15 protein-coding genes are annotated in these 24,472 nt (G+C 39.6%); 7 read left to right on the top strand and 8 right to left on the bottom strand.

Annotation, left to right across the window (positions count from 1 at the left end):
* The first annotated feature begins 128 nt into the window (after positions 1 to 128).
* Positions 129 to 743 (top strand): RNA polymerase sigma-70 factor, encoded by a 615-nt coding sequence (locus tag DVR12_RS26365; protein ID WP_116978807.1) that lies wholly within the window; start codon positions 129 to 131, stop codon positions 741 to 743.
* A gap of 70 nt (positions 744 to 813) precedes the next feature.
* Entirely contained in the window at positions 814 to 2,172 is a 1,359-nt protein-coding gene (locus tag DVR12_RS26370) for a Gfo/Idh/MocA family oxidoreductase (protein ID WP_116978808.1), read from the top strand.
* A gap of 55 nt (positions 2,173 to 2,227) precedes the next feature.
* Here the strand turns inward: DVR12_RS26370 and DVR12_RS26375 are convergent, their stop codons facing one another.
* The 7 genes from DVR12_RS26375 to rhaT form a co-directional block, all read right to left on the bottom strand.
* Entirely contained in the window at positions 2,228 to 4,003 is a 1,776-nt protein-coding gene (locus DVR12_RS26375) for an alpha-L-rhamnosidase-related protein (protein WP_116978809.1), read from the bottom strand.
* A gap of 9 nt (positions 4,004 to 4,012) precedes the next feature.
* Positions 4,013 to 7,243 (bottom strand): glycosyl hydrolase, encoded by a 3,231-nt coding sequence (locus tag DVR12_RS26380; protein WP_116978810.1) that lies wholly within the window; start codon positions 7,241 to 7,243, stop codon positions 4,013 to 4,015.
* Between the two features lie 142 nt (positions 7,244 to 7,385).
* Positions 7,386 to 8,324 carry an alpha/beta hydrolase gene (locus DVR12_RS26385; protein WP_116978811.1) on the bottom strand — a complete coding sequence of 313 codons (939 nt, stop codon included), beginning with the start codon at positions 8,322 to 8,324 and terminating at the stop codon, positions 7,386 to 7,388.
* A gap of 16 nt (positions 8,325 to 8,340) precedes the next feature.
* The gene (locus tag DVR12_RS26390; RefSeq protein ID WP_116978812.1) at positions 8,341 to 9,735 is read right to left on the bottom strand and encodes an FGGY-family carbohydrate kinase; all 1,395 of its coding nucleotides are present in this window, start codon (positions 9,733 to 9,735) and stop codon (positions 8,341 to 8,343) included.
* A gap of 14 nt (positions 9,736 to 9,749) precedes the next feature.
* Positions 9,750 to 11,024: a sugar isomerase gene (locus tag DVR12_RS26395; RefSeq protein WP_116978813.1), complete on the bottom strand. Its 1,275-nt coding sequence runs from the start codon at positions 11,022 to 11,024 to the stop codon at positions 9,750 to 9,752.
* Between the two features lie 35 nt (positions 11,025 to 11,059).
* Positions 11,060 to 13,186 (bottom strand): bifunctional aldolase/short-chain dehydrogenase, encoded by a 2,127-nt coding sequence (locus DVR12_RS26400; RefSeq protein ID WP_116978814.1) that lies wholly within the window; start codon positions 13,184 to 13,186, stop codon positions 11,060 to 11,062.
* Positions 13,187 to 13,227: 41 nt separating this feature from the next.
* The gene (rhaT, locus tag DVR12_RS26405) at positions 13,228 to 14,283 is read right to left on the bottom strand and encodes an L-rhamnose/proton symporter RhaT (protein WP_116978815.1); all 1,056 of its coding nucleotides are present in this window, start codon (positions 14,281 to 14,283) and stop codon (positions 13,228 to 13,230) included.
* A 174-nt stretch (positions 14,284 to 14,457) separates the two neighbouring features.
* Between rhaT and DVR12_RS26410 the strand changes: the two genes are divergently transcribed.
* The 3 genes from DVR12_RS26410 (at position 14,458) to DVR12_RS26425 (ending at position 17,419) form a co-directional block, all read left to right on the top strand.
* Positions 14,458 to 15,489: a GntR family transcriptional regulator gene (locus tag DVR12_RS26410; protein ID WP_116978816.1), complete on the top strand. Its 1,032-nt coding sequence runs from the start codon at positions 14,458 to 14,460 to the stop codon at positions 15,487 to 15,489.
* A gap of 651 nt (positions 15,490 to 16,140) precedes the next feature.
* Positions 16,141 to 16,611 carry a hypothetical protein gene (locus DVR12_RS26420; RefSeq protein WP_116978818.1) on the top strand — a complete coding sequence of 157 codons (471 nt, stop codon included), beginning with the start codon at positions 16,141 to 16,143 and terminating at the stop codon, positions 16,609 to 16,611.
* A gap of 40 nt (positions 16,612 to 16,651) precedes the next feature.
* Positions 16,652 to 17,419: a glycosyltransferase gene (locus DVR12_RS26425; protein WP_158563382.1), complete on the top strand. Its 768-nt coding sequence runs from the start codon at positions 16,652 to 16,654 to the stop codon at positions 17,417 to 17,419.
* A 1,422-nt stretch (positions 17,420 to 18,841) separates the two neighbouring features.
* On the opposite strand, the gene DVR12_RS26435 is transcribed toward DVR12_RS26425, so the two are convergent.
* Positions 18,842 to 19,591: an SGNH/GDSL hydrolase family protein gene (locus DVR12_RS26435; RefSeq protein WP_199417211.1), complete on the bottom strand. Its 750-nt coding sequence runs from the start codon at positions 19,589 to 19,591 to the stop codon at positions 18,842 to 18,844.
* A gap of 220 nt (positions 19,592 to 19,811) precedes the next feature.
* Between DVR12_RS26435 and DVR12_RS26440 the strand changes: the two genes are divergently transcribed.
* Positions 19,812 to 22,931: a SusC/RagA family TonB-linked outer membrane protein gene (locus DVR12_RS26440; RefSeq protein ID WP_116978821.1), complete on the top strand. Its 3,120-nt coding sequence runs from the start codon at positions 19,812 to 19,814 to the stop codon at positions 22,929 to 22,931.
* A gap of 21 nt (positions 22,932 to 22,952) precedes the next feature.
* A complete protein-coding gene (locus DVR12_RS26445) occupies positions 22,953 to 24,440 on the top strand; it encodes a RagB/SusD family nutrient uptake outer membrane protein (RefSeq protein WP_116978822.1) in 1,488 nt (495 codons plus the stop codon).
* Positions 24,441 to 24,472 lie beyond the last annotated feature (32 nt).

Raw genomic sequence — 24,472 nt, forward strand, 5'->3', positions numbered from 1 at the left:
TGGAGGTCTTTCTATCTAAACACATGACTTAAACTTTACCGCCATTCTTTGACTCATTTTTTTTGAAGTTTTTTTGGAATAAGGATTTATCATTTTTTTTGAATACTTTTCAGGCGTGAACCTGTAATATGTCGCGCGTACCCATGACTAAATCGATAGACCAATATGCCAATTATACGGATGAACAGCTATTAACTGCATTAAGGCAGGACGATGGTCTGGCATTTAAGGCTATTTACAACCGGTATATTGATGTACTTTATCGGGCTGCCTATAAGCGATTGCAGTCGAAGGAATCGGCCGATGATATTTTACAGGAAATATTTGTCAGGTTCTACGAAAAGAGGAATACTTTATCACCCACCCTTCCGATTAAGCCGTATTTGCTGACCAGCCTGAAAAACCGTATTCTGAATGAATTCAGGAACCGGTTGATTCATGCCTCCCACCATGCTAATATTGCTGCCACACAGGACACCTCTTTATCTATCTACCCAACTATTGATGTAAAAGCGCTGGAACAGCGATTCAGGCAAACGCTTACACATATACCGGAAAAATGCAGAGAAGTATATGAACTAAGCAGGTTTGAATATCTTACCAACAAATCCATTGCCGAACGATTAGGTATTTCCGTTAATACCGTTGAAAAGCATATTGGTAAAGCGCTCGCTATTCTCAGAAAGGAATTTAGCGGTCAGGAACTCGTGGTATTGCTTTTATTACTGGGAGAAAATATTTAGATTTTTTTTGTATGTTGATGAGCAGAGAATAGATTCTCTGAATTTTGACCTATAAAAATATATTCCACGTATGGATCAGTTTAACATTAACCGCCGCAGATTTCTGAAAGGCGCTTCGGCTACACTAGCCTTATCGGCAATTGGGGCCAGTGCACTAGATTTTATCTATCCTGCCAAACCACTAAGAGTAGCACTAATAGGTACTGGCTGGTATGGGAAAAGTGATTTATTCAGGCTTATACAGGTTGCACCGGTAAAGGTGGTAGCCTTGTGTGATGTAGATCAGCAGTTACTTACTGCCGCTGCCGAAATGGTAAGACAAAGGCAGGCTTCCCATGAAACCCCACGATTATATAAAGACTACCGCAAACTCCTGTCCGAAAATCAGCTTGATATAGTCTTAATTGGAACTCCAGACCACTGGCATGCATTACAGACAATTGAAGCGCTTAAATCGGGCGCCAATGTATATGTACAGAAGCCTATCAGCGTAGATGTTCTGGAAGGAGAAGCGATGTTGGCAGCTGCAAGGAAATACAATAAAGTAGTGCAGGTAGGAACACAGCGCAAAAGCACTCCCCATCTGATAGAAGCAAAGAAAAACATCGTAGATGCAGGACTGTTAGGGAAAATTTCCCATGTTGAGATGTGCTGCTATTACCATATGCGTAATAACGGTAACCCTCCGTTACAGGAAGTACCTGATTATTTCGATTATGAAATGTGGACCGGCCCGGCTCCAATGCGACCATTCGACGGGATGCCGCATGTACGCTGGTGGAGGACTTTTATGGAATATGGAAATGGTATTATGGGCGATATGTGTATTCATATGTTCGATACTGTTAGATGGATGTTGCAGTTAGGATGGCCTAAACGTATCAGTTCCACTGGTGGGATTTATGTACAGAAAGAAGGAAAATCAAATATTGCAGATACCCAAATGGCGGTATTTGAGTATGATAATTTAAACTGTGTATGGCAACATCGCAGCTGGGGAGCACCTGCCGACCCGAAATACCCATGGAGCTTTAAATTGTATGGCGAAAAAGGAACCCTTATGGGCAGCCCTATGTCGTACGATTTTATTCCTGAAGGTAATGGTACACCTATCCATAAAGATGTAACCTACGAGAGAGAGAAATATCCGGAAGATGTAACAGAGCCTAGTATTGAGCTTCATGCGGCACCAGCTACGCGGTTACATATGCTCAATTTCCTGGAAGCCATTCAGAAAAACAGCAGACCTGTTGCGGATATTGAAGAAGGACATATATCCACAGCCAGTTGTATTTTAGCCAATGTTTCCATGCAAATAGGCCGACCGGTTGTTTATGATCCAAAACAAAAAATTATAGTTGGTGATCCGGCTGCCACAGCATTATTAAAAAGACCTTATCGAAGTCCATGGATTCATCCATTTGCATAAATGAAAGAGCCCGGATTTTATCCGGGCTTTTTACATTGCATCAAAAAATCAAAACCTATTTACGTAAAACTTTTACTTGTGCAGGGGCTTTAATATCGCTCACTATTTTGCCATCTGCGGTTTTGGTATGCTTTATTTTTACTATCCCATACGGAGTTGGGAAAGTTCCTTCAACAAAAGATAAATCACCCATGTGAGGAACAATCTTCAATACTTTACAACCAGGTTCAACAACACTTACACCCAATACATGCTCTGTCAGCCAGGCGGTAGGACCAGATGCCCATCCATGGCAAAGGCTATGACGAAATCCTTTATAGCAATAGGCACCATAATCGCCATGAATATCTTTCTGCCCGGGTTTAACCATTTCATCGATTCTTGAAGCATTCGGGAGCCAATCCATATTAAAATCCTCCCAAAATGTAGTAGCTCCGAGATCTAGCATTGCACCCCAGTAAGTTCTGATATCGTTTATACTTCCCTGGTAGTCGCCCGCTTTAGCTTTAGCCTGTAGCATATAATAGCCGTAGAAAGTGGAAAAGTCTTTCACTCCACCTACCGATAAAACTTCATTATTAATCTTTTCAGCAGGAACCATGTCAGCTAATGCAATCAATGCAGCTGCTTGTTTAGAACCATTGATGGCCGGCACATATTTCTTCAGCTTTGCGATTGCTTCATCACAATTCTTTGCGGTTTCCAGGTCATTTAACCGTCTGCTCAAATCAGCCCCAGCTTTCAGGGTCATTACCATCATTGCCTGTAATCCGGCATGAATAGCCGGTTTATTTTCGCTGGAAGGCCAATCCAGGAAGCGGGTTCCATCATCCAGTTTTTCGCTGTTGGTAACCGGATCAATTTTACTGATGAAGTGCGCCAATAATCCTTTCAGGTACACCCCTTGTTCTTTAAGGTACTTCATATCACCGGTATGCATAAACCAGTCGCGTTGAATCAGCACCCACCACATTGAGTAAGAAACCATTCCGTTCATGTACCCAGGCAGCGGAGTAATATCTCTCGACAGATCCAGTGATTTAGGTACTACTTCATTATTACCAAATACAGCACTGATCGTTGAAGTTTCGGGATGCATATCCCCAATCCATACAAGTCTGTCGCGCTTAATGCCATCCCATAAATAGTCCTGCATGTTGAGATGCACAGTGTAGGCACCTGTTAACCAGATTTTGTTGAGTAGCGGGTCACTGGAGTTGAAACTTCCCTGATAAGGAATATCCCTGTAAACAAAGATGGCTCTAACTTCTTTCAATTGTAACTGAACATCAGCATCAACCAAATCTATTCTAACAAATCTGAAACCAGTATTACCTATTTCCAATTTACCCAGCCAGGGCACCTCTACAATCATATCACGCATAGCATGATCATTAGTTGCATTTTTCTCCGGCTCAATATCACTCATGGCTTCACTAACAGATTCACCAAAGCGTACACGCAGTTTTATTGGTTTATTGACCTTACTCATTCCGGTCACCAGTTGCAGGCCACCATGAATTTCTGTACCAAAATCGAACAGAATACCCGGACGGACAGAAGAAGTGCTGGTTAAGACACACATATTCTTGTTGGCCAGATCAGCTTGTCCGTTACCTTTAGTAAGGAAGCGTTCCGCATTATGGATATTAGCACCTTCTTTAGAGGATTGCCATACAATTTTTACTGGAGACAAATATTTTCTTACAGTTGGTGTTGTTTCCAATGTGGCAAGCCGGCTGTTGTCGAATACAGGAGGTAATTGTTGGGCATTAGCTAAAGCAGTACTAAAAACCAATGCAGCTACAGGTATTATATTTCTTACTTTCATTGTTTGTGATTAATAATTAACAGAAACCAGGCTTACAGGACCAACCAGGCCAGATGGCTGATAGTTGTCTGTTGGTTTGTAAGGATTTACATTAGACCATGTTTTACGTTCAGCCGCCGGTAGTTTGCTATCGCCAATCAATCTGTTAATCCAGGTATTTACTACTTCAACCTCTAATTTATTAGAACCTTGTTTTAAAGCTTTCCTTACATCAACCCGGTAAGGGGAGGTCCATACAGTACCAAGATCAACTCCATTCAGTTTTACCTTTGCCATTACATTTACAGTACCTAAGTCTAAATAACACGCAGAAGCTGAAGGCAAAGCATCTACATTAAATGAAGTTTCATAAACAGCAGTACCGGAATATGATTTAATACGTTCATCGCTATTAGTTGTCCAATCTGTGAGCGTATTAAAAGTAACCGGACCGGCAGGACCACGTTTAGCCGCATCAAAAGTCACCACCCATGGATTTGATAATTCAAGTACCGGAGTAGCAGCAGGAAAATTTTTTCTGACAGAAGTACCATTAGCGGTAGTTTTCTTTCTGAAGAAAATAAAGCCACTTTGTGCAGGTGCCAACGTTAACGGCACAACGGTGTGGTTGCCCTGAGCAGTAAATTGCGGCAACTCTCTGGTATCTCCATTTACCGCATCCCACCATTCTGGTTGGCGGCCGGTTACACGAAATGCCGGATCAAGAGAGATTTCGTTTGCCGATTGGTTGGTCACGAAATATAATTCCCCTTCAGGAGTAGTACGATGGATATATAATACCTCAGCAGGCAACTGCATTACATCAGGTTTCAGCTTCACTACATCTAAAGCTTCTTCCATTGTCATTCCGCTAAGTACCGTACCCAGACCAACTTTTCGCTGACGTTCATTGCTGTTTCCCCAAAGAGAGGCAGCCAATTGTTGAACCTTCGTATCGGCAAGCGGATAGTTTTGTAAGCTTGGAGAGCGTTTAGGAGCCGGACCGAGAATAACAGCACCTTGTTTTACCAGTTGAGAAATTTTCTCTAACAGTTCAGGCCTCATTGTTTCCAGTTTTGGCAGCACCAGCATACTATAGCTCATACCATCAGGTAGTACCAATCTATTATTTTTAACCTGAACGCGGGTTAAGATTACTTCGGCATTGATATAGTCGAATGAGTATCCTTTTGGTAATTCAGGATCTCTTACACCTGTCATTTTAGGAGCATCTTCTCCGATGAAATATGCAATATCATTAACGACCTTACCTTGTTGGAGCAAATAGTTACATCTTCTGATGTAATCTACAAATGCTTTGCCCTGATAGAACCAGGTATTTTTACGATTGAATTCAGTACCGAAACCGGCATTAACGCCTGGTTCACGATCTTCATACGGTTGTTCTATAAATACGTGAAGTAAAGTATGGTTGATTCCTTCGGTAAATGACCAGTCACCTCGTCTTTTTAACAAAGCCGGATATCGTCCGTATGCATTACCACCAGCGGTAAAGGATTCGGCGGCTACTCTTGTTTTTCCATAGATATGAGCGGCAGAAGAGGCGGCTCGGCATTCTATATTTCCTAAGGAGCCTTCATTCCAGAATTCACCAGCTATCTCGTCTGACTGGCCTCCGTATTTCAGGAACTCACTTGGGAAGCCCCAATGGCCGTAGTTTTCCAACCAGATTTTCATACCGTCTTTATTACTAACCTTACGTAAACCTCCTACATATTTATAAGCGACACGGTCGGCAATCAATCTTCTTAAATCCCATAAAAAGCGATCGGATTGTTCGGGAGAGCCCACTACTCTACCAGAAAGAACAGGTAACCATGGTAATGGATCATAGCCATACGTCTTCTTAAAATCATCAGCCATTCCATCGGTCCAGTTTTGAGAACCGGTTTCATAGCTATCGGCTACTACCCATTTCAATGCTTTTCTGTCGGCAGGCGCCATACTGTTTTTGATCTTCCCGATAAATGAATTGTAATGATGCTGCATATAGGCATCGTTCATTTTGTCGAGCTCCAGCCCCATACCTTCCGGTGATGCAGGGCCATTGGTTACACCGGTCGGTAGCATTCCGTATTGTATTACAATCCAGTTACCGGCGGGAACTTTCCAGGAAAGTACGCCATTGGCAGAAACCTGTTTGGTGAGATCAATAGCTTTGGAAGGATCAACAACCATTGCGGAATTGTTGACTTGTTGTTGTTGTGGCCATTGATATTCGTTCCAGAGAGGCAAAGGAGTCTGGAACATTTTTGCCAGTTGTTTTTCTTCGAATCTTTCAATTCTTGGTGCCGCCAGCAGCTTAATTTCTGCGAGTGAAGCATGACCATCCAAAATGGTTAATCGAAAATTCTTTCCTTTTACTTCAGCAAAGGATACAGCCACAGGGGCGTAAGGTTTGAAACCTACGTTCCCCTGCGGATTGCTGCGATCCAGTTCAAAAGTAGTCACTGTTCGATAATCATTGCCTTCCTTAACCTGCAAGGCTAGCTGGCCTTTAGCCGGTTTATGAGCCGGATAGATCACCAGGCTTCTTACAGAGAAGGCGTTATTGACCTCAAAATCGATATAATTACCTTTACCTAATGTTTTATCTGTTTGTGCTTCTTCAGCAGTGTTTTCATCAATCAGCTGCTTAATACTTCTGAAATTCGCATTTGAAGTAAGTACAGGAGCATACTTTGAAATGCTTTCTTTATCGGCTTCCGGTTCGGGGAAAGCTACAACTGCAACCTGTTGAAAATCTTTTTCAACGGGAGAGAGTTTGATTTCAGTTTGTTGTCCGCCTGGTACTGTAAATTCATTCCCAGCCAGGTAACGCATAGATTGGGAAGGTTTAATCCAGGGCCCACCACTTTGGCTCCAGCCAGGGCTGTTGAACATTCCGATGTCGATCCCCTTTTCTGTTGCGGCTTTAATGGCAGCATGAGTTACATTCCACCATTCATCAGAAAAGAGTTTGACATTTCCATAAGGAACTTCTTCTTTAGGATAGCCGATATTACCGATAAATGCGCGTCCAATGCCTACTTTATGCATCGCTTCAATATCTTTTTTCACGCCATCTACAGAAATATTATCACTCATCCAGTACCAGTAAACACTTGGTTTAATATTTTCAGGAGGAACTGTAAATCCCTTTAGGAAAGTTGACTGTTGTGCGTTGGCGGCCAGGCATCCCGACAGTAATCCCACAGCCAGGCTGTATGTAAATGATTTTCGTAATTTCAGTTGATTCATAAGTAGAACTTTGATTTCTCGCAGAGGGGCATAAGGAGGCTAAGAAGCATAAGAAATTATTGAGTATTCAGATAAACACAATAATCTTTGCGCCTTTGCTTCTTTGCGCCTCTGCATGGAATTCCCAAAATATAAAAGAGTATTAGTATAACTGTCCTGTACCTCCCTGTAGTAAGGGATTATTGGCATTTAAATTACCTGTACGGCCAAGCCATTTCATGATGATTTGCATCCAGCTGTCGCGTGGTAGCTTTAATACAAATCCATGGTCACCTTCAGGATATAAATGCATTTCTGCAGGTACGTGAGCATGACGGAGAGCCTGATAAAAAGTAATGGCATTATCTACATCCACCACTTTATCGTCTTCTGTATGAAAGATGATTGTCGGGGGTGTTTGTAACGACACCTGACGATCATTTGAGTAGTATTTAATCGTCTCCTCAGTTGGATTCTCGCCCAATAAGTTTTTGCGGGAACCTGCATGAGTAAGATATTTTTCCATGCTAATAACAGGATACACCAAAATCATAAAGGCAGGACGAAGATTAATGCCGGCATTCTCTTTTAATACCGGTCTGTCGAAATGTGTTCCAACCGTTGAAGCCAGATGGCCACCGGCAGAAAATCCCATGATGCCAATACGATTTGTATCGATATTCCATTCAGCAGCTCTGGACTTTACAATTTTAAATGCTTCCTGAGCATCCTGTAAAGGGCCGCTGCTTTTATCCTTCATTGTTTTATCAGATGGCAGCCTGTATTTTACTACAAAAGCAGCAATACCTTGTTTTACAAAGAAATCTGCCATATTGGTACCTTCTCCTTTGTATACTACAGTTTTATAGGCACCGCCTGGATAAATGACAACAGCAGTTCCGGTAGCTTTCTCTTTAGGGGGAAGAAAAACTGTAAGCGTAGGTTCACTAACCAGCCAACGGTTATCATCTTCATCGATCTGCTCAGCATTAGCTCCTGCAATACCACCCGGAGGTAACCCCCGGTATAAAGGAATTACTGTTTGAGCGTGAGCATAAGCCGATAAGAGGCAACTGATAAGCAACAAGGAGAAACGCATCATAGCATTGGTTTATATCTTAAATGGTAGCGTCATGAGTAGCGGAATAGTATTTCAGCTCAATCAGATCATTGGGCAGAGGTTTACTATTCCAGGTGTTATGAATTGCCAATGCTGCTCCCATTGCAGTAGCTTGCGCCATAGAGGCTGCAAATATTTCAATATCAGGGAATAATGCAGCAAGTAGGTTCATATAAATTGCATTTTTGCTAAAACCACCATCAACGAATATACGTTTTACAGAAGCACCATCCAATACCAGTTTAGTTGCTATATACTGTTCATTGGCAATATCCAGCATTAATTGGTGATAGGCTTCAATATCAGAGGTAAAATTACTTAAATCTCTTTGTGCGAATACCGACGACTGCATTAACTTTTTATCTGGAGCCCTGTGAGTATCCTGCTTATTTTTTTCCTGCAGTAAGCGGATAATTTGCTGATCATATTCGATTGTCCGATACCGGGCTGGTTGCTGGTTGAAATGGGCAGCGATACGTTTTACCTGTTGCTCATGTTCATAGCCGGCAAACAAACGGGAAGCCTTTACAGGTTTTCCCTGAAAAGTCATATAGCATAAACAATCTGCCGTTAACTCATCGTTAGTTAGAGGTGTGTCATTGAAGGGATTCAGACTAATACACCATGTGCCGGTAGAGATTAGTACAAAAGGTTCATGAAAATTTACGAGATAAGGTATAAGTGCAGCACTGCTATCATGCAGACCAATACCTACTGAATAATTACTTCCCGGGAAAGTTGCGGGTAATACGTCAGAAGAAATAAGGAGAGGTGCCAGCTTTTCCAGCACCCCTTCCTTTGTTACCCACGTATGATAGTTATTTTGTTGAAAGTTCCATAAGTTGGTATGGCATCCGATACTGGTAATATCCGTGCATGCCTGCCCGGTAACCAGATAGCTCATATATTGAGGCAGATGCAATGCATACTTAACCTTATTATAGATTTCAGGTTTGGTATATTTTAATCTGTAGAGCTGCATTCCACTGTTCAGGGAACCCAGAACCGGAGATGCTGTTTCTACTGAAAAAGCCGTTTTCCCACCATAAGAATTATAAAACTGCTCGCTTAGCGTTTCCGGATATTCTTTCAGATAATTATACAAAGGTGTCAATGGTCTTCCTTCTTCATCAATATACACAAAACTAGCACCATATGTAGAAAAATTTATTGCCTTCACCACTACATCTTTACGTCTGAATACCTCACGCAGGGAATCAAACACAGATAATCTCAGGCTTTCCAGGTTTTCACAAGGATCGCCATCTTCATCAGTAGTTTCAGTAAACCTGGCTGTTTTCTCAAGAATTATTCTGTAATTTTCATCAAACAGAAACAGCTTCTTATTGGTTTTGCCAACATCAAAGATGGCTATAACGGGAATTTGACTCATAAATACACTAAAAATTACAAACCAGTTGCTATTGTTTTGGCTCCTCTTTCTTTTATCAAATGTTCACGAACTTTCTCAGAGCGATACAGGGCAATAGGATTTAATGCACCACCTGTTCTTTTTCTTGCTTCAGCCACCAAAGAACGGACATCTGTACGGAAAGCCTGTTGCAGTAATTCCTGTGCAGTAACTACGTCATTTTGCAGTTGTGCTGCCAATAGCTTCTTACGATCCACCAATAAAGCCTGTGCATAGGTAATCATAATGGCCTCAACTGACTGCAACAAATCTTCGAGCGGATCTTTTACATTATGAGAGGCATCGATCATCCATCCCAAATCTGTGTTATGATTCATACCTCTTGCGTCCATACCTTCAATTAATTCATTGAAAATAAGGAACAACTGATAAGGTTTCATACAACCTACTGTCAGATCATCATCTCCATACTTGGAATCATTGAAATGAAAACCACCTAATTTGCCTTCCATCAGCAACAGCGAAACTATTTGTTCGATATTCGCATTGGGGAGATGGTGTCCCAGGTCCACTAATGTATAAGCTTTAGGGCCCAGTTTTGAAGCATAGAGTAAAGACTGTCCCCAATCTCCTACTGTAGTTGAATAAAAATTTGGTTCAGCTGCCTTGTATTCAACAAACATTTTCCAGTTTTCAGGCAGATGGGTATAAATTTCCTGTAATCCTTCCAATGTATTCTGGAAAGCATGGCGGAAATTTAACTGACCGGGGAAGCAGGAGCCATCAGATAACCAGATAGTTAGTGATTCGGAACCTAATTCTACCCCATGTCTGATCACTTCAATATTATGATCGATTGCTTGTTTGCGAATGTCTTTATTTACATTCTGGAGAGATCCAAACTTGTAGCTTAGTGCCTGACCTGGCTGATCCTGGAAAGTATTGGAATTCATTGCATCAAAGCGAAGGCCATGTTGTGCAGCCAGGGCTTTGATATGAGAAGGATTAGACGGAATATCCCATGGAATATGCAGGCTAATGGCGCCGCTAGATTGATTTAACTGATGCAGCAATCCTATATCCTCAATTTTCTCTTCCAGATTGCGAGGTTCTCCCCCACCAGGAAATCTTCCAAACCTGGTGCCACCAGTACCTAAGGCCCAACTTGGAATAGCCACCTGAAATGCTGCTAATTTCTCCAATATTCCTTCAACGTCTTTGATTTCACCAGCAAGGTATTCAAAGGCCCTCTTCTGAGAAGGGGCCAATGAATCGTTATGTTCTGCTATTTTATATTTTTCAATTAGCATCGTTGTTTGTTTGTGGGTCAGAAAAGATAATTACTTTATCTCACAAAAGCCATAGCTACACCTCCATCAACATTCAAAACATTTCCTGTTGCTTTATTTAGGAGTCCACCTACGAAGGCAAAGCATGCATTTGCGATATCTTCAGGAACAATGATCTCATTTAACAGCGTTCTTTTGGCATAGAAAGCAGGTAATTCTTCTACTTTAACACCATAAGCTTTAGCTCTTCCTTCAGCCCATGCACCGGCCCAGATTTTACTATCAGAAATTACAGCATCCGGATTCACAACGTTTACGCGGATATGATCCTTACCTAATTCAGCAGCATTTAATCTGCTCAGATGCAATTGAGCTGCTTTAGCAGAACCATAGCCAGCGTTATTAGGACCAGATACCAGTGCATTTTTACTTACTATATTCAGTACATCCCCACCGGTGCCTTGTTTCTTCATAATATCAGCACCTAACTGAGTTACGAGGAACTGACCTTTCACCAGTACATCATATAGCAGATCCCAATCTTTTTCTGTATGTTCTTCCAATGGTTTGGAAATTGATAATCCGGCGCAATTCACTACGATATCTACACCTCCAAAAGCCAGAACAGCTGTGTTATAAGCCTTGCGGATTGTGGCAGCATCAGTTACATCCAAAAGTTCTGCGGCAAAAACATCCTTACCGAATAAACGGCCAAAATCTTCTTTTGCAGAAGCTAAGCGTTGAGAATCATTATCGTTAATGACAACAACAGCACCTTCTTCAGCAAATTTCTTAGCGATAGCTTTACCAATACCACCAGCGCTACCAGTTACCAGGGCTATTCTGCCGGTTAGTGCTTTAGGTTTAGGCATTCTTTGCAATTTGGCTTCTTCCAGGAGCCAGTATTCGATATTAAAGGCTTCCTGGCGAGGCAGGGAAGTATATTCAGAAACAGCCTCCGCACCTTTCATTACATTAATAGCATTAATATAGAATTCGGCGGCTACTCTTGCAGTTTGTTTATCTTTTGCGAAAGTGAACATACCAACACCGGGATAGAGAATAACTACCGGGTTAGGATCACGCATAGCAGGGCTATTAGGATGTTTGCTGGCATTATAATAATCTGCATACATCTGGCGATAAGCTTCAAATAAAGGAGCCAGATCAGCTTTCAATGCATCTACATTGCTTAAATCAGCATCCGGAGCTAAATTCAGGACTAATGGGCTGATTTTAGTTCTGAGGAAGTGATCGGGGCAACTGGTTCCGAGAGGGGCCAGACGATCCAGGTCTTTAGAGTTGGTAAATTCCAATACTCTTTCATCATCGGTGAAATGACCGACCATGCGTTGATAGGAAGAACAGAATCCACGTAATACCGGAGCCAGTGCAGCGGCTTGGTTTTTACGGGCATCGGGAGCCAAAGATTGAATTTTGGCACCGCCAAAAACCGGTGCTTTCTTACCTATGTTCTCTTCCAGATAAGCAGCGCAACGTTCGATCACCTCCAGGGTATTGATATAGCTTTCGTAAGCAGTATCACCCCAGGTAAACAGGCCGTGAGAGCCCAGCATAATACCGCGGATGCCTGGATTTTCGTCGAGACATTGTTTTAATTGCAGGCCAAGATCGAAGCCTGGCTTTTGCCATGGTACCCAACCGATGCTTCCACCAAAGAGTTCCTGAGTGATACGCTTGCCGTCTTTGGCCGCAGCTATAGCGATAGCGGCATCGGGGTGCAGGTGATCGATATGTTTAAAAGGAAGAAAGCCATGTAATGGGGTATCAATGGATGGAGCTTTAGAATTCAGATCATAGATGCAGTGATTAAACAGTTCTACCATCTCATCTTCATGCTGAATACCTTTATAGATATTCTTCAGGCTACGAAGACGATCAACATATAAGGCAGCCAAACCACTTTTTTTCAAGGTGCCTAAATCTCCACCCGAACCTTTTACCCACATTACTTCTACCGGTTCTCCTGTTAGCGGGTCCTTAGCCATAGCTTTACAGGAAGTGTTGCCACCCCCATAATTAGTGAGGCGCAGATCGGCACCGAGTAAGTTGGAACGATAGATCAGCAAGGCAACTTCATCACCAGCCATAGAGGCAGCTGTTGCTTCATCCCATAAATAGCTGACATGCTTGAATTGAGTAGTAGTTCCATTTAAAGACATACTATATAATTTTTAACGTTTTTAATTTGCAAATGTGCAGGTTAGTTACTGAGAGAATTACCATACCCTACAAGCACTACAGATAAAATGATTGTGAATATACCGAGGGAAATAGTCATTAAGGTTTTGCGGCTTGCACTCTTCCATTCTTTCAAAATAAAGCCCCAAACACCAGAGATGAGGATAATGAAAGCCATATGCAGGATCCAGGAACTGGCATCGTTGCCTAATTTGCTTTCGCCCATACCATAAAAGAAGAATTGCAAAAACCATGTTGTACCGGCCAACGCCGCAAAGAAATAATTTCGTCCTAATGGGGTTGATTTATTTGTATAATCACCAAAGGATTGGTTACGTTTATTCAGGAAAATACACCAGATCAGATTAGTTGTCAATCCTCCTAACATAATCACAACAAAGATCACATTATTTTTATAGAGAGGATTCGCATTATTTGCTACAGCAGCATCTCCCATACTTTTACCAGCAGAGATGGCGAAGCTCATACAAGCACTCAATATACCAGATACAATAGCAACTGCAAGGCCTTTACGTAAGTTAAACTCCTGGATACTTTCAGTTTTTTGTTCATGAGATAATTCTTTCTCCTTCATCATTCCTGCTTTACCGGAAATTCCAATACCAACGAGGCAAACAAGAGTACCCAGCAATACAAACAATCCTCTGCTACTATGAAGCATGGCCGTTAAGTTATTCGGATCATCAGAGAAAAACTCGCGGTATATAGGTGGTATTAAAGCCCCAAAAGCAGAGCAGAAACCTAAGGCTACAGCCATCCCCAGAGACATACCAAGGTAGCGCATGGATAAGCCGAAAGTTAAACCACCAATTCCCCATAATACACCCAGGAAGTAAGTCCAAAATAATATACTACCAGAAGTAGCACCAATAATATCCATGAAACCTGGTACTGTGAGCCAGGCAGCAATAAATGGAATAAGCAACCAGGAAAAAACACCTCCTACTATCCAATAACTTTCCCAACTCCAGCCTTTCACTCTCTTGTAAGGAATATAAAAACTACCCGAAGCGAAACCGCCGATAAAATGAAATAAAACACCCAATAAAGCTTGCATAATGTTTCTAATATTTATAACGTGGAGAACTATTGAGCATAAAAATAGGACAAGCAATTTTTTAAACTGTCATGTACTGTCATGCTTTCGCTAATTCGTTTTTATTATTGAATTTAATCCTTATCATTGCTGGAAATATACTTATTCATATAGCCAATTACACCGCCGCCACGCATGAAACAACATCCTATCTTCAAGTATTTATATATAGATGATTTTTCTGCAACACCTAAATATTATCAGCTCGCTAACTCAATTATTAAAGCGATTGTAGATAAAAAAGTGCAGCAGGATGATATCTTACCTTCTATCAACGAGGTAAGTTACGCTTTCGAAATATCCAGAGATACGGCAGAAAAAGCATACAAGTATCTTAAGGGTTTGGGGATCCTTGGCTCTGTGCCTGGCAAAGGGTACTACGTACAGCAAACAAATCTCGATCAGCGATATAAGGTATTACTTCTTTTCAATAAATTAAGTGAACATAAAAAAATAATTTATGATTCCTTTGCTGATAAGCTAGGTAAGCAGTCAAATATTGATTTCTACATCTACAACAGTGATTTCAGTCTTTTCAAAAAACTCCTGTCACAGAACCTGAATGAATATACTCATGTTGTGATTCTTCCTCACTTCCGGGAGAGATGGGAGCATGTAGATGAAGTTATAAATACTATTCCTAAGGAAAAACTGATACTGCTCGACAAAAAACTTAAAGGTGTAACCGGTGATTATGGCGCTGTATATGAGAATTTCCAGGAGGATATATATGGAGCATTGGAACAGGCAAAGGATAAATTACAAAAATATCATACACTTAAAATAATCTTTCCGGAGAACACCTATTATCCTGAAGAAATTTATGAAGGCTTTGTACAATTCTGCCAGAATTACGCCTTTAACAGTAAAAAGGTAGATGATATTACCGAGGAAGAAATGCAACCAGGCGATGTATATATTAACATGCGGGAGAGTGATCTGGTATTGCTGATAGAACGTGTTATTTCAATGGACCTAAAAATCGGTAAGGATGTGGGCGTGATCTCCTATAATGAAACACCTTTGAAGAAATTCATTCTCAATGGGATAACTACTATTTCCACTGATTTTAAGAGTATGGGAGAAATGGCAGCACAATTGATTCAGGAAAACAGTCGTGCACAGATAGAAGTTCCATTTTATGTAACAATGCGATCTTCTCTTTAAATGTAATAAATAATAGGATTTCAAAAGGGAAGTTTGTAAAACCAGATTATGAATCGATTTTAAAAAAAAATTATTAATAATATTTCCTATTTTAGATTTCTATCATACCAAGTACATTCATATATATATTTTTTTATCTTGAATATACTTGCATAATGATTATTGAATAAATTTAAATCTTATCCCAGTTGTAGATTACCTGATCTGCTGGTATTGTATGTTAACATTAACCTATTTGCTGCTTGTTAATTTTTGAGTGAACCCTTATATCGATATTATTATGATTGAGCATCTATTGTTCCAATTAAAATGCAGGTATTCGAATCAGAAAACAATATACTTATTCCACATCTTTTTAATTACACTGAGTACAATTATTGTTTATTGGACAGTATATAAACTACAGTTCATGATAGGTTGGGATGATCAGTGGTTTATATTTAATGATTATACTGAAAGTGGATTTAATTGTGAAAACATTTCTGCTATTCTTTGTGAAAATTATCGGCCATAATCCAGGCGACTTAGGTGAAGATATTCGGTCAATGACTTTGCCAACAGGTGCTACAAGAAATACGACAGGAGGAACTGGTCCTCAAAAGGCAGGATCTTGTAATTAAGTATTTTATCTAAATACCAAATAATTACACAATGAAAACATTACATATATTAATACTATTGGGGATTGCAAATGTGATAAGTTTAAATTCTATGGCTCAAACTTCTAATGAAAATGTTGTAAGGGCCTTTTTAAACACAATTTTCACTACGCAAGAAGTCGATGAAATTGTAGTCGCTAATAAATATTTTTGTTTTGATCCTCTAAATGAGAATTTAAATGAAGTAAAGAAGCTGGAAAGACATAAAATATTTAGTGCCTTCCTAAAAGAAACTAAAAATAAGTATCAGGATTTATATAATGACACTATACCGATAATCCCTTATTCTCAACTTCCCTCATCATACAAAGTACCATTTGATAAGAATATACAAAATGAAATCGTAGCGGTAAAATTCAGAAACGAAAAAATAATGTATATCTGGCTCAAAAATAGTAAAATAATGGCCTGTGATCTGTATATCCAAAAGGATGCAGATTCGGCCTACTTTATTACCTTCTAATCAGGTAGAATCATATTTTTCTCAGTATAAAATTTCATTTGTGTCAGCCAAATACAAATTAGGCATTGTTATTCCTTGTTTTAATGAAGGAAAACGAGCCAATCTGCAATTATTTCGTGAATATATTAATGAATCTAAAGATTACATTTTTTGCTTTGTCAACGATGGTAGTACAGATAGAACACATGAAATATTAGCCATTTTGAAGGATGAATTTCCTGACAAGGTAGTGGTATTCAACAATTCTATTAACCAGGGAAAAGCAGAAGCAGTTAGAGTTGGTATGAATTATTTTTTGACTTGCAAAATTACATACATAGGATTCATCGATGCTGATCTTCCTACTCCAATGTCAGAAGTAGAAAGATTATTTGAGATAATAACAACCCAGAAGCAGTTGAATTTAGTTTTTGGATCCAGAGCAACTTTGCACAATCCTCATATTAAGAGAAGCAGATTTAGGCAATGGACAGGAAAGCTTTTTGCTAAACTAGCCAGACGGGCCTTAAAAATGGATATATATGATACCCAATGTGGACTTAAAATATTTCATTCCGATTTAGCAGCGCTGGTTTTTAAGTATCCTTTCCGTACAAAATGGTTATTCGATGTTGAAATATTTGCCAGGGCAAAAAACATTTATGGAACATCCCGCTTATCAGAATTGGTGCAAGAAGTTCCTCTTTATAGATGGGAAGAAATAAAAGGATCGAAATTAATTATTCTTGATTATATAAAAATTCCATTTCAATTTATGATTTTGGCAATAGATATAAAATCAAATTTCCTTAAACGAAGATTGCAATAAATTTTGGTACTCTCTTATATCGATACTGTTTCAATAATTATCAATTTAATAGAAAGAAGTTAAATCATGCTAAAAAGGTATAAGATTGCGATCGACTCTCCTTACTTTGCATTGAGCATTCATTTATTCTGTGTTCTGATACTCTATACTATCCTCACGATAACGGGTGTATTCCACCATTTTCCAAGTAATCAAAATTTGATAAGGAATGATGCTATTTGGTATTTAAGTATAGTAGAGGATGGTTATTATTACTCTGAAGGGAGAATGAATTCTATGGCATTTTTCCCTTTTTTCCCATATGTATGGAAGTTTTTGGATTTAACACCAATCGGTATCAGTATTTTAAATGGCTTTGTATTTCTACTTGGAACAACTTTAATTATCAGGCATTTAAACTTATCATTTTTAAAAGCGCTTATTATTATTTCAACTCCATCGCTTTTTTTTTGTTATATCCCATATTCAGAAGCTTTTTTTTTCTTAGGATCCACATTTATTTTGATCGGCATTGACAAACAGAAATTCCCATACATAGCTATAGGTACTATAATAACGAGCCTTACACGTTCTGTTGGCATAATTTTCTTTCCTGCTTTAATATATCTTCTTGTAATTAATTGGAAGAAAAATGATCCGGAAGCTAATAGCAAATGGATATCTAACACATTATGGCCATGTGTGATTATTATTATGTCTACAATCCTAGTATTGTTTTTTCAATATATTGAAACTGGAGAATGGTTAGTTTTTTTTAAGGTACAACAAAGTTGGAACCGTAGCTTGAGCCTTCCCAAACTTCCTTTCACCACAATGACAGGAACAAAAATATTATGGCTTGATGGGCTGGCACTTTTAGTTTCAATTATTTCTTTTTGCATACTCTTAAAATCCACTATCTATTTTTTCCTTAAAAACAAGACAGTACCATTTAGTCCTAGTACCTCCTTCTCATTGGTATATTTAACAGTTATTGGATTCATATGCAGCTTCTTTAGTGGATCTTGGGAAACTAATTCAGGCACCTCTTTAATGAGCATTAACAGGTATATTTTTGCGGGTCCTTTTTTTATCATATTTACTAGTGGGATAGCTAGTCTAAACACTATTCAAGCCAAATTTAAAAACAGCTATTTGTTACTTTTAATGACAATTATTTCCTGGTTATTTCTCGGATTATCAACTAACTTATATGAGGACAAATCCTATTGTTATACAATAGTTTACTTTTTCATTATGACGTTATATCTATACTTATATCACATCCACAATATACACAAATTACTATATATCTTACTTTATATTGTCAACCTATTTATACAGTTGTTTCTATTGAATTTATATTTAACTGGAAGCTGGGTAGGATAATAAGACATCCCAAAATGACTAAGATGCCTTATTATTTTGCAGAAACAGATTGAGTTATTTTTTGCTTAATGCAGTTTTAATTGCTGCTTCCGCCAGTGGTTGCATTACCAGATATCCAGCTTTGTTTGGATGTACTCCGTCATAAGTCAACTCAGCTTTCAGTCCTTTTCTTTCATCCACCATAGCGGAGAAATAATCCAGATATACAAAGCCATTCTTTTCAGCATATGCTTTAACCTTAGCATTTAATTCTGCTATTTTCGGGATAGGTTCTAATCCCGGGCGCCAAGGGTAATCGAATACCGGCAGAACAGAAGACAGTACTACACGGATTTTATTAGCTTTTGCCAATTCAGCCATTGAAACGATGTTGCCATAAATAGTTTCTACAGGTGTATAACCAGTGTTACCTGCAATATCGTTTGTACCAGCCAGAATTACAACAACAGAAGGTTTCAGATCAATAACATCGGGTCTGAAACGAATCAGCATTTGTGGAGTAGTTTGTCCGCTAATCCCTCTGTTGATATATGGCTTGCCATTAAAGAATTCAGGCACGGTATTCAACCATCCGATGGTAATGGAGTTACCCATAAATACAACTCTCTTTTCTCCGGCTGCCGGTGGAACAACTTTCGAATTTGCTTCAGCAAAACATTTCAGGCAGGCCCAATCCTGGTTCATTCTTTCTTCTTCCTGCTTTTTCTTACGTGCAGCTTCAACATCGTCACTGCTTTGTGCCCATGCGGCACTTCCTATTAGCATCATTGCCAGCAAAGGCAAACAAAATTTTTTCAATTTCATGGATACTGATATTTCTCTTTTGTGTACAAAATAGATAAAAATTTGAAGTTTAGTATATCCTTCAATTAATAATATGCAGACTGGCCAACATTTGCGAAGCGCAAAAACAGGACAGTGCAGGACAGTGCAGGATGCAACAGGACAGGAAATTTTTTTTTTGAAATTAAATTAGACGACCGTTAAAGTAATACAGATTTCTCTCAACTTAATTCCACTTGTTATGATCAAAGTACCCGTTCTTTGTCGTAAAGGCACTCTTTTTCCAGTTCGCCACGTGGCTATATTAATTACAATGATTTGTAGTTGCGTGACTGTTTATGCACAAAAAAACAGTATAAGCGGACAGGTTACAGATGCCGGCACCTCTTCACCTTTACCTAGTGTAACAATTGGGATTAAAGGTAGTTCTACAGGCACATTTTCAGATGCAAACGGAAGATATACTCTCTCTGCATCGTCAAACGATTCGCTCGTTTTTACTATGATTGGTTATCTTCCTAAAACAATCCACGTTGGCAGTCGTACTAAAATCAGTGTACAACTGGAGCCCAGTAACAAAACACTTAACCAGGTAGTAGTAGTTGGTTATGGTACACAACAAAAGAAAGATGTTACAGGATCAGTAGGACTGGTTTCAATGAAAAACATTAAAGATATGCCTGTAACCGGGCCCGATCAGGCATTAGCCGGGCAGATTGCAGGTATACAGGTAAGCACCTCTAATGGTATTCCGGGTGGGGGCCCTCAGGTACAAGTTCGTGGTATTGGAGCCGTTGGAGCAGGAAGTCAGCCACTTTACGTAGTGGATGGATATCCGTTAGCAACTTCCTCAGATCAGGTAGCAGATCCGATGAATGCTATTAACCCACAGGATATTGAATCGATGGCAGTTTTGAAAGATGCATCTGCTACTGCTATTTACGGTTCAAGAGGAGCAAACGGAGTTGTGCTGATCACTACCAAAAGAGGCAGTGCAGGCGTTCCAAATGTTCAACTATCCGCTAATTACGGCATTCAATCTATCCCTCAAAAAGGAAGGCCCAATCTCATGAACGGCCAGGAATTCGCTCAGTTCAGAAAAGAATCAATAGAAGATAATATCCGCTTTACGGAACACAGAGAACCTACGCTGGATGATATTCCTGAAATATATCGCGATCCATCTAAAATTGGAGAAGGTACTAACTGGTTTAACGCAATTACCAGAGTATCAGCGGTGCAGGATATCAATGTAAGTGTTGCAGGAGGTAATGAAAGAGTGAAGTCTTACATTTCTGCCGGGTATTATAACATGGATGGCGTTGTGATTAACTCAGGCTATCGCAGATATTCGGTGAGAGCAAATGTAGATGCGAATTTATCAGACAGGTTTAAAGTTGGATTTAACATTGCACCCTCCTACTACACCCGTAAAGGAAATACAACAGGTGAAGGAAGAGGAAGTTATTTTGGAATAGCCAGCCCTATTGAGCCAATATACAATGCCGATGGCACTTACAATGCTTTCATACAGAGCCCTGGCACCTTTGGATTACCAAATCCGGTGATGTTCCTCAATGAGGTTAAAAATGAAAATACAAATCACAGGATTTTATTTAACACTTATGGAGAATGGGAAGTAATTAAAAATCTTAAACTGAAATCAACCTTTAATGTCGATTATCAGGAAGATGTATACAATTATTTTATTCCTTCCACTATTGGTAGCACCAATGCTGCTCCGCCAAGCATACCAGTTGGCGTGTATGCCAACAATAACTATCTGAACTGGCTAAACGAAAATACACTCACCTATCAATACAATACCAGTAACGGACATGCCTTCACTGGTTTACTAGGATATTCTGTACAGTCTCAACGTCAGTATGGTGCAGGTTTTACAGGAAACAACTATCGTGACGATGATATTAAAACCTTAAATGGAGCGGCTACTATTACAGGTGGTACTGATATTGCCGATTGGGCTTTGCTTTCTTACCTGGCCAGAGTAAACTATGCATATAAAGATAAATACCTGGCTACTGCTACCGTAAGAAGTGACGGATCTTCAAGATTCGGACCCGACAACAGATGGGGTACTTTCCCTTCTGTAGCCCTGGGTTGGCGCGTTTCACAGGAAGAATTCATGAAATCTTCAAAGCTGATCAGCGACTTAAAAATCAGAGTATCCTATGGTTTCTCCGGTAACTTCAATATCGGTAACTACTCTTATATGAGTAATATCGGAACAAGCGATTATGTATTAGGTGGAGGATTGGCAGGTGGAAGAGTAATGAATTCTCTTGGAAATCCAAATCTTGGATGGGAAAAGATGAAAGAATTGAACATCGGAATTGATGTTGGATTATGGAAAGACAGGGTTTACCTCACAGCAGATATCTACAAACGTAATACACAAGACCTATTATTGAACGTTGAAATTCCACAATCCAGCGGCTTTGGAACTGTTACCATGAATAAAGGTGACATGGAAAACCGAGGATTGGAAATTGGAATCAGCAGCAGAAATATTGAAACTAAATCCTTAACATGGACCACCAACTTCAACATTTCTTTCAACAGAAATAAAGTGCTGGCATTAGGAAAAGACAATGCCCCTATTTATTCGGGAAACAGTAGTGAAGGAAATCCGACCAACGTATCCATGGTGGGTAAACCTTTGGCTATGTTGTTTGGATATGTGTTCGACGGAATATATCAGAACCAGGGAGAAGTAGATAAAGGACCGGCATTTCCGGGCGCTATTCCAGGAAACATCAGGTATAAAGATATCAGTGGAAACGGCGTAATTAATCCGCGTGAAGATTTCGATATCATAGGAAATCCCTATCCTAAATACAATTGGGGATTAACGAATACACTTACTTACAAGAAATTTGATCTTCGTGTACTTGTAGTTGGATCAATGGGAGCAGACAGACTTCATGCAACCAATGATTACAACGGAAACATAGATGGAGTATTCAATGTACGTAAAGATGTAGCTAATCGCTGGAGGTCAGAAGAAAACCCTGGTAATGGAAGAATTCCTACTACCAATGGTTCCGGACGAGGCCGTGTGATGTACAGAGATGTTAGTTCTCTGACAATACAAAAGAATGATTATGCCTGGATAAAAAATATTGCAATAGGGTATAGTGTGCCAAAGTTTTCATTTGTGCAGAGTGCCCGTGTTTATATAAGTATACAGAATGCCTTCCTGTTTACCAATTATGATGGTAACCCTGAAGTGACCAACTATCTGGGCAAAGGAGGTAGCGGCGCCCTGGTACCGGGAATTGATTATTCTAACTACCCGGTTCCGAGAATTTTCTCTTTTGGTGCTAATCTTAGTTTCTAACTTCTTTAAACACGATGCATTATGAAATCAACGATCTTATATACTGCTACATTATCCTGTTTTTTTCTGTTTGCCTGTAATAAGCTGTTAGATGTAAAGCCTAATTCATTTTCCAGTGGCAATAATTATTATAATACAGAAGAGCAAATACTCCGGGCTGTGAATGGTTGCTATGGCACCTTACAATCGCTTTACACCAGTGATTTCTGGGCTATGACAGAGATGCGTGCAGATAACACAAATTATCAGTACGATGAAAGTGACAGAGGTGCGCAACAAAGAGAGGAAATAGACGAATTTCTGATCACTCCAAGTAATAACTATATAAACAGTGTCTGGGCTCAGCTATATTATAACATTCAGCAAACCAATGTTATTATCAGCAGAATAGACAATGTGAAATTTAAAAGTGATGCAACCAAGGCCCAGTATCTTTCAGAAGCAAAGTTCCTGCGTGGATTTTATTACTTCCATCTGGTACGTTTGTTCGGAAGTGTTCCTTTGAAAATAAAAGAAGTGACCGGGCCGGAAGATGCTGCCACAGCTAAAAAAGCAACAGTAGATGAAATATATTCGCAAATCATTGCCGATGCAACAGATGCTGCAAACAATCTGCCATCAAGCTTTACTGGCGCCAATAAAGGAAGAGCAACAAAAGGAGCTGCTCTCACATTATTGGGAGAAGTATATCTGACAAGGAAAGACTATCCTAAAGCAGTGAGTACCTTGCAGGAAGTGACCAAGTTGAATTATATTCTGATGCAGGAATATGGTGATTATTTTGATCCTGCTAAAAAATCAAGCAATACGGAAGCAGTATTTGAAGTACAATACAATTCAGGATTAGAAACAGAAAGCAGCAACTTTATTTTTATGTTTGGTCCGCGTAACGGTAAAAAAGATTTAACCGGTTTTAACGGTAATCTGGGAGGAAATAATATTCCAACACCTAGTATCGTAAATGCATACGAACCAAATGATAAAAGAAAGGCGGCCTCCATCTCAATGTATGATAGCCCTACCAATGCTTCCTTTGCAGAATCAATTGCATTCGGAGGTAAAATACCGTTCATCAAAAAATTCTACCATCCACCCTATGCGTTAGATGGCCGTGCCAACGAAAATTGGCCAGTGTATCGTTATGCGCAGGTGTTATTAATGCTTGCTGAAGCGATTAATGAAAGTGGAACAGGAGATCCATATCCATATTTAAATTTAGTAAGACAACGTGCCGGATTAGATGGAGTAGGCGGATTAAGTCAACCTGCCCTAAGGGATACTATTTTTCATGAAACCCGTGTTGAACTGGCATTTGAGGACAATCGCTGGTATCAGTTATTAAGAACAGGAAAAGCAATCAGTGTAATGACACAACACGGAATTGATGAGAAGAAAAGGTTGACCAGATTAAGTCCGGCATCTTATAACATCAAAGATTATCAATTACTTTATCCTCTTCCGGAAAGGGAATGCCGTTTGAATGGTTTTGATCAGAACGAAGGCTGGTAAAAAAAATGAGAAAAAAGAAGAAACGTTTGCTA

Origin of the sequence: Chitinophaga silvatica, from assembly GCF_003419895.1 — a bacterium.
GTDB classification, from domain to species: Bacteria; Bacteroidota; Bacteroidia; order Chitinophagales; family Chitinophagaceae; genus Chitinophaga; species Chitinophaga silvatica.

What these genes read in the sequence shown, in the direction of transcription:
- DVR12_RS26365 (WP_116978807.1), top strand. Translation starts at nt 129, where the DNA reads ATGTCGCGCGTACCCATGACTAAATCGATAGACCAATATGCCAATTAT.
- DVR12_RS26370 (WP_116978808.1), top strand. Translation starts at nt 814, where the DNA reads ATGGATCAGTTTAACATTAACCGCCGCAGATTTCTGAAAGGCGCTTCG.
- DVR12_RS26375 (WP_116978809.1), bottom strand. Translation starts at nt 4,003, where the DNA reads ATGAAAGTAAGAAATATAATACCTGTAGCTGCATTGGTTTTTAGTACT.
- DVR12_RS26380 (WP_116978810.1), bottom strand. Translation starts at nt 7,243, where the DNA reads ATGAATCAACTGAAATTACGAAAATCATTTACATACAGCCTGGCTGTG.
- DVR12_RS26385 (WP_116978811.1), bottom strand. Translation starts at nt 8,324, where the DNA reads ATGATGCGTTTCTCCTTGTTGCTTATCAGTTGCCTCTTATCGGCTTAT.
- DVR12_RS26390 (WP_116978812.1), bottom strand. Translation starts at nt 9,735, where the DNA reads ATGAGTCAAATTCCCGTTATAGCCATCTTTGATGTTGGCAAAACCAAT.
- DVR12_RS26395 (WP_116978813.1), bottom strand. Translation starts at nt 11,024, where the DNA reads ATGCTAATTGAAAAATATAAAATAGCAGAACATAACGATTCATTGGCC.
- DVR12_RS26400 (WP_116978814.1), bottom strand. Translation starts at nt 13,186, where the DNA reads ATGTCTTTAAATGGAACTACTACTCAATTCAAGCATGTCAGCTATTTA.
- rhaT (WP_116978815.1), bottom strand. Translation starts at nt 14,283, where the DNA reads ATGCAAGCTTTATTGGGTGTTTTATTTCATTTTATCGGCGGTTTCGCT.
- DVR12_RS26410 (WP_116978816.1), top strand. Translation starts at nt 14,458, where the DNA reads ATGAAACAACATCCTATCTTCAAGTATTTATATATAGATGATTTTTCT.
- DVR12_RS26420 (WP_116978818.1), top strand. Translation starts at nt 16,141, where the DNA reads ATGAAAACATTACATATATTAATACTATTGGGGATTGCAAATGTGATA.
- DVR12_RS26435 (WP_199417211.1), bottom strand. Translation starts at nt 19,591, where the DNA reads ATGAAATTGAAAAAATTTTGTTTGCCTTTGCTGGCAATGATGCTAATA.
- DVR12_RS26440 (WP_116978821.1), top strand. Translation starts at nt 19,812, where the DNA reads ATGATCAAAGTACCCGTTCTTTGTCGTAAAGGCACTCTTTTTCCAGTT.
- DVR12_RS26445 (WP_116978822.1), top strand. Translation starts at nt 22,953, where the DNA reads ATGAAATCAACGATCTTATATACTGCTACATTATCCTGTTTTTTTCTG.